A 7,152-nucleotide genomic window follows, 5' to 3' on the forward strand; every position below is an offset into this window, starting at 1 on the left:
TGACCGGCTGCGAACCCGCGCCCCCGGAAGAGCCCGCCGACGTGTCGGAGGCCCTGCCCCTGCCCTTCGCGCAGCGTGGCGCCGTGTGGACGGAGGCCGCGCCCGCGCCCGTGCGTCAGCGGCGTCAGTTGCCGGAGTGGTCGCTCGGCGGAGACCTGGCGCACACGTCGGTGCCGCGCCTGCTCAACGCCTATTACGAAGCGCGCCACCACGGCGAGCTGAAGCTGCGCCAGGGCACGGTGCTCAAGGTCGTCTACTTCGAGGCGGGCCGCGTGGTGTACGCCGCCTCCAACCTGGCCCCGGAGCGCTTCGGCCGCTTCTGCCTGCGCAAGGGCGCGCTCACGGAGGCGCAGCTCGCGGAGGCCGCGGGCTACGCGCGCGAGCACTCGCTGCGCACCGGCGACGCCCTGCTCAAGCGCGGCCTGCTCTCCCCCAAGCAGCGCCGTCAGCTGCTGGAGGAGCAGGTGAAGGACATCCTCTGGTCCACCTTCGCGTGGACGGAGGGCGGCTACGGCTTCAGCCCCATGAGGCCGCAGCGCGCGGACCTGGTGCCGCTGTCGCTCTTCCCCGGGGACCTCATCCTCGAAGGCGTCACGCGCACGGAGACGCTGGTGGCGCTGCGCCAGCGCATGGCGCCCGGGCGCCGCCTGTTCCCCACGGCGGATCCGCCCTACGGCCTGCACGAGCTGAAGCTGGCGGGGCCCCAGGCGATGCTTCTCGCGTTCGCGGACGGCACGAAGACGGTGGAGGACCTGCTCGCCCTCACGGACCTGTCCGAGCGCGAGGCCCTGGCCACCCTGCGCGGCCTGGAGCTGTCCGGCGTGCTGGAGGAGCGTCAGCAGACGCCCAACCGCCGCCAGCGCATCAGCTTCGGGCTCTGACGCCCCGCCGGCGCCGCGCGGCCCACGCCAGCGCGCCCAGCCCGAACGCCGTCACGCCCGAGCCTCCGCCGGAGCAGCCGCAGCCCGACGTGGAGGGAGGCGGAGGCTCCGTGTGCGACACGACGACCTCGCGCAGCGACGCCGTGCCCGAGAACTTCGGCGGCTCCAGGAGCGCCGTGCGCACCACGTACGTGAGCGTCGCGGTCGAGCCCGCGGGCAGCGACACCGGCTCCACCGCGAAGTGCTGCGCGGACGCATCCGCCGGCGTCACCGGCCGGCCATTCAACGTCACGCTCTGGGGCACCACCTGCGCGCCGGTGACGGTCTCCTGGTAGCGGATGGAGCTCACGTCACAGGCAGTGTCGTTGCGCAGCGTCACCGTGACGCCCACCTGGCCGGAGTTGATGCCCTCCCCCGTCTCCGTGCGCCGCTCCACCGTCACGAAGGGCCGCGCGCCAATGCGCACCGCGTGCTCGCGCTCCGCCCCGCTGGCGCCCTCGCCCTCGGCCGACACCTTCAGGGTGACGAACTCGCCCACCAGGGACTCCAGCTGCGTGTCCACCGTGGCCAGCGACGCCGAGTCATCCTGGGTGACGGGCGGCGCCAGCTCCGGTCCTCCGGCAGGGTCCCACTTCAGTTTCACCGCCGAGCAGGCCCCCTCCGGAATCGTCTGGCGCAGCGTGCCCCGGGCGCCCTCGCCGCAGGTGGCGATGAGCTCACCGCTCAGCTCGCCCAGCAACACCTCGCGCGCCGGCCGGAGGAATTCCGTCGTCGCCTCCGGCGCCATGACGCCGCCATCGGGCAGGGTCTCATGCACGCGCGCGCGCACGGTGTAGTTGGCGCTGCCGCACGTAGGGGGCAGGTCCAGCGCGAAGTCGCCTCCGCCTCCGGTGGCCGTCCACGTGTCGAACACCTTCTTGGGATCGTCCCGGTCCTCCAGCGTCACCACCGTGGCAAGCAGACGCATGCCCGTGCAGTTGAGTGGCTGATCCGTCGTCACGTGGCCGCGCAGCATGCGCTCCTCCGCCGGCTCCAGTTTCACCAGCGTCTTCACCGATTCCACGGGCACCCAGCGCGGCTTCACCGTGACCTCCACGTCGGCCGTGGGGCTGTCGAGGACGAAGCCCTCCACGGTGATGCGGTTGAAGGCACGCAGCTTCAGCTTCAGGGCCTCCACGCACGTCGCCCCGTCAAGCAGCACGGAGTTGCCCTCGACGGGTTCCAGGTCCACGGGACGCCGGTCGTTCCCCTGGACGGCCGTCACCGTCGCGCCCGAGGGCTTCTCCAGGACCGACCAGAACGTCGACACCGGTGGCAGTCCTGGCGTTCCGGGAGAGCCTCCGCACACGTGGGTCGCCTGGGGAAGCAAAGCCGTTTTGGTGAAGACTTCACGCGAGGGGGCGGTAAACGGGGCCTCAGGGGGGCCCCATGGGTGGAGCCGCACCGTGACGGTCGAGGGCGGGGAGTCCAAGGTTCCGTCATTCGCCGTCACCGCGTAGGTGAAGTTGGCCGTGTCCGGCTTGCAGCGGTCCTCCCGGGTGGAAGGGGGCGTGAACGTGGCCACGCCCGCATCCGTCACGAGCCCGGGTGCCCCAGGGGGCGCTGTCCACGTGTACTTGACGGGCGCGCAGCCGGTGATGCCTCGCGTGGCGGTGAAGGTGCCGGAAGGCCCTCCCGCGAAGAAGTCGTTGCCATCCACCGCGTCGACGGTCACCTGGGGGGCTCCAGGCTTGACGGTGTGGTTCACCACCAGCTTCACATCCTTCGGCGTGTCGTGCGCCCCCAGACCGTCGGAGGCCACCACGTCCAGCCAGGACGTCTCGGTCTTGCAGATGCCCGTGGGCGCGGTGAGCGTCAGCTTGAGCCCGCTGTCCTCGCGCGAGTCGAGCGGCCCCTGAACGACGCGGATGGGACTGCCCGCTCGCACGGTGGCAGACAGCCGCACGGCATCCCCATCCGGGTCACGCAGCTTGAGCTCCACGTTCTCGGTCTTGCCCTCGTCCACGAAGAGGGTGTCAGGCAGCTCGCTCACGTTGGGCGGGCTCAAGTTCTCGTAGATGAGGACGTTCTGCGCGGAGCCGTAGAGAATGGCGACGCAGTAGGACGCATCCGCGCAGGCCAGTTGCACCGCGGTCTGGGTGATGCCCGTGGGGAAGTCCGTATTCCGGCGCCAGAGCGTGCCTGGACGCTCGGGGGGAACCACCGGCTCCGCGCTGTACGCCACCACATTGCCGTCTGACTTCTGCTTGATGAGCAGCAGCCCGAAGCCCGTCCCCGCGCTGGAGCCGCTCGTCACGTCGAACGCGAGCGCGTCGACCGACCCAGGCGCCAGCAGGATGGGCTCGAACGGATAGGTGGATCCGCCAAGCGTGCCTCGGAACAGACCCAAGTCGTTGCCGAAGAACGCGAGCGGCTGCTCCGCCGTCGAGCCCGGCAGAAGGGCGACGCCATGGGCCGAGTTCGGAGCGGCGATGCCCGTGGCGATATAGGACACCGCGCCCGTGCCCCGGTACCAGAGGAAGTTCGCCTTGTTCGCGGAGACGGAGAACAGCGCCTGGGGTTGCCCATCCGACTGAGGGGGCAGCACCGCGAGATGCTGCTGGGCGCTCAGGTCCGTCGGCGGGGTCGTCAGGGTGCCCCACTCGGCCGTTCCCTCTTTCGGGAGGAGCGAGGTCCGAAACCGCGGTGTCAGCAAGGGCCCTTCGGCGGCGACGGCATACCCCACGCCCCCATCAACTGTGACGCGCGCGGCCTTTACCTCGTAGTCGTTGCCGTCGTCAGGGAACAGACGCTTGCCGTCATCGGCGGGCGAGCAACCGGCCACGCTCTGGAGCATCCCGTCCATGCGGATGCCCACCACGCAGTTGGACCCGCGCAGGAAGCTGCCCGCCGTGCCGACGTTGAGGGTCGTCACGACGCCATCCCGCGACACGTACAACTGCGTGTCGGTCGCCACGGCGAAGAAGCCGGGCCGGAAGACGGTCACGTCCTTCGGATAGCTCTGGGTCGCGACGTTCCTCCAGCGCGCCTGGGCGACGCCCGCGCACAACCCCAGTCCCAGGATGAGCCACCCGAATCGCACGTTCGTCATCCCTCTGCCCGGCGCCTACCAGGCCACTTCCGCCCGGAGATAGAGGCGATCCGGAGCATCCTCCGATTCTGCCTCCAGACCCAAGCCGCTGAACCCCAGGACCGTGTACCCCAGGGCCACCCGCAGGCGCTCGTCCAGCCGGTAGGCGACCTCTGGCCGGAGCGCCGTCAGGCCCTGGCCGTCCGCCGCCGATGTACGCCGGGCGGCCTCCACCGCGACCTCCAGTCCCCCCAGCAGCCGCACCGAGGGCCGCAGCGTCCCCGTCCACACCCAGCGTGAGGACTCGCCCAGGCTGGAGCGTCCGACGTGCAGGCCGGACGCCACGGAGAGCCGCTCGCCCAGCCGCGCCGCCGGCATCAGCGACACCGTCTGGAGCATCCGGTCTCCGAAGGCGAAGCGGGCACCCGGAGACAGCTCGCGCGTGAGGCCGTAGCGGGCCACCACCAGCCAGGGACCGGGCCGCCAGACGAGCGCCGCGAACCCTTGCGCGAACCGGGCCTCCAGCCCTTCCTGGCCCGCGGTGTGCGCGAAATCCAACCGTCCGGAGGCCGTCACGTCCTTCATCAACTGGCCTTCCGCGGCCAGCGCCAGCACCACCTGGGTGCGGTCCACCGGGCCAGGGGCGCCACGCACGGGCGTGCCCTCTTCATGGCGCAGCTCGGCGCGCACGTCCGCGCGGAAGCGCTCGCGCAGCCACTGCGCGGACACGCTGGCCACGTCGCGCGTGAGGTCGCTCTGGATGTCCAGCGGGCTGCGCACGCCGCGCTCGTAGCGGGCACCCGCGCTGAAGCCGCTCTGTCCCGCCGCCCACTGGAAGCCCACGGCGCGCGCCCGCCGCATCGCCATGGCGTCGTGCGCGCTCACGTCCTCCACGAACAAGGTGGTGCCATCCCCGACCTCCGTGCGAGCGCCCGTCACCGCGCGGCCCGCGCCGAAGTCCGGCCCGTCCACGTCCACGGAGTAGCCGCCGTAGTAGGTCTCGCGGCCGCGCTGCACGCGCGCATCCAGCCAGGCCTGGGGGCCCAGCACCGGGCCCCAGCCGGCCTTCACGCCCACGGCGGCGTCGTCCAGTCGCACCTCCACGCCCGCGGAGGTGAAAGTGTCGTTCATCCGGCCCAGGCCTTCGCCGCGCTCGAGCAGCCGCTGCCGGTGCGCCGCGGACACGGTGAGGCGGGACGTCAGCACGCGGGACACCGATACGCCCAGGGACGTCCGGCCGCCTTCGAGCGCGGGGCCCTCCCCGGGCACCTCCGTGGCGCGCAGCCAGCTGTCGCGCAGCTCCAGGCGCACGCTTCCGTCGTAGCGCTCATAGGCCACGGCGGCGCCCAGCGTGCGGGCACCGAAGGGCGTGTCCTCGAAGGGCAGGCGCGGATCCGCCGAGCGCCGCTCGTCGCCCAGGAGCGTGATCGCCACCGGGCCCACGGGCTGCATCGCGCGCAGGGACAGCTGCCGGAAGCGGGCCGCGTCCAGGTGCTCGCCGTCGGAGAAGCCCCTCGATCGCTCGCGCCACGCGGCGTCCACGGAGCCCCCCTTCCCGGGGCCCAGCACGCCGGGGCCACTCACGCGCAGGGTCACCGCGCCGCCGTGGTCGTCCAGCGTGCCCACCGGGCGGAGGAAGGACAGGCCGCCGTCGTCCGACACACCGAAGACGGTGGGCTCCACCGCGATGCCCCGGCTGCTCGCGGCCTCGGCGAGGAGCGAGTATCCCCACAGCTTCGTCTGTCCCCGCCCCGACAGGAGCTGGAAGGGCGCTCCCAGCCGGCGCTCGCGCACGGCGGCCAGGGCGACGGTGGAGTCGCGCCAGCGCGCCCAGGCTTCGCCGCCCACCGAGTCGCGCGGATCCCCCGTGTGCAGCACGGCGTAGTCCACGACGAGCACCGGCGCCGGCGTCTCGGTGAGCGCGTCCGTGCGCAGGAGCGACGCTCCGATGAGGAACGACAGTGGGCGCGCGAGGAGGATGCGGCCCGCCAGGTAATCGATTTCGTAGTCGCGGCCCCGGATGAGGTGCTGTTCGCCCAGCGGCAGGCCGGTGACGCCGTCGCGCACCTCCACGCGAACCAGCTCGGAGCCCTCCGCCACGATGCCGCCGCCCAGGTAGTAGAGGCTGCCGCCGGTGGCCAGCAGCTCTTCGTGCGCGGGCGTCGCGGCCAGGCCGCGCGTGGGGTCCACGAGCCCGCCAGCGAAGGCGTCCAGCCCCACGCTCACGGGGCCCAGCTGTTCGCGCAGCTCCGCGTAGGGACCGAAGAGGGGGCGGTGGTAGCGGCCCACCTCGCGGTCCTGCAGGAGCGCGCGGTAGGTGCCGAAGCCCGCGCGGCCGTACTGCTCGTGCCGCGCCTCCAGGCGCAGGCGCCCCTCCGCGGGGTTGGGCGTGAGGGACACGGAGTTGTCGCCCCACTCCGCCGGGGCGAGGTCGGGGTCGGGCCAGCGGTCGAAGCGCTCGGGCCTCCGGGGACGCAGCCAGTCCGCGAGCGGCGCGTCGTCCAGCTGGCGCAGGTCGGTGTCGGTGAGGTCCAGCTCGCCCACCACCTGCACGGGCCCCAGCTGGGCTTCGCCATGGAGGGCGCCGCGTCCCCGCAGCCGGAAGCCACCGCCCGCCGGCGCGATGCTGGCCTCCACGTCGAGCAGGCCCACGACGAAGGGTTGGGCACGCGCCTCGACGGTCACGGTCACGGCACTCCAGGACCGCTGCGGCGGGGCCATCGAGATGCGGACGGTGTTGCGTCCCGGGACGAGTCGCACGGGCAGGCGGACCTCTCCGTCGGGGCCCGCGAAGAGTTGGGTGTCAGGGGTCGTCACCTGGGTACCAGGGGCGACCTCCAGCCGCAGGAAGGTGTCTCCCGTGGGCAGGGGCACGTCCGGGGACAGCCCGCGCATGGCGCCCAGGCGCTCCTTCGCGTGAGGGATGACGATCCAGCCGTGCTCACCACGCCGAACCACGTCAAAGGATTGCTGGGCGAACTCCACCGCGCCGCCCTGCGAGGTGGTGGTGATGGAGATGACGTTCGAGCCCGGCGTCAGCAGCACGGTCGCGAGCCACGCGCCGGAGTCCTCCACGGTGGCGTCCACGTCGCCCGCGCGGACCCGGTCTCCGGGAGAGGCCTGGCCGCTGATGAGGAAGCGCAGCTTCCCGTGGTCGGCGGCGCGCGCTTCCGGGGGACGGCTCTGCTCGGAGGTGGGGGC

The 7,152-nt window shown here is 72.5% G+C and carries 3 protein-coding genes; 1 reads left to right on the forward strand and 2 read right to left on the reverse strand.

What is annotated here, in order from left to right:
• Nucleotides 1-881, forward strand: an 881-nt coding sequence (locus tag D7Y11_RS40560; protein ID WP_126936347.1) for a DUF4388 domain-containing protein, incomplete at its 5' end; no start/stop codon positions are given.
• Here the strand turns inward: D7Y11_RS40560 and D7Y11_RS40565 are convergent.
• Both D7Y11_RS40565 and D7Y11_RS40570 read right to left on the reverse strand, forming a co-directional pair.
• Nucleotides 865-3,972: a hypothetical protein gene (locus tag D7Y11_RS40565; protein ID WP_126936348.1), complete on the reverse strand. Its 3,108-nt coding sequence runs from the start codon at nucleotides 3,970-3,972 to the stop codon at nucleotides 865-867. The two genes, D7Y11_RS40560 and D7Y11_RS40565, sit on opposite strands and share 17 nt — an antisense overlap.
• A 15-nt stretch (nucleotides 3,973-3,987) precedes the next feature.
• The coding region (locus D7Y11_RS40570; protein WP_126936349.1) for a flagellar motor protein at nucleotides 3,988-7,152 on the reverse strand (3,165 nt) is incomplete at its 5' end.

The sequence above is a fragment of the Corallococcus sp. AB018 genome (assembly GCF_003986945.1).
GTDB lineage: Bacteria > Myxococcota > Myxococcia > Myxococcales > Myxococcaceae > Corallococcus > Corallococcus exiguus.

Coding starts and splice junctions, on each gene's coding strand:
- D7Y11_RS40565 (WP_126936348.1), bottom strand. CDS start 3,972: ATGACGAACGTGCGATTCGGGTGGCTCATCCTGGGACTGGGGTTGTGC.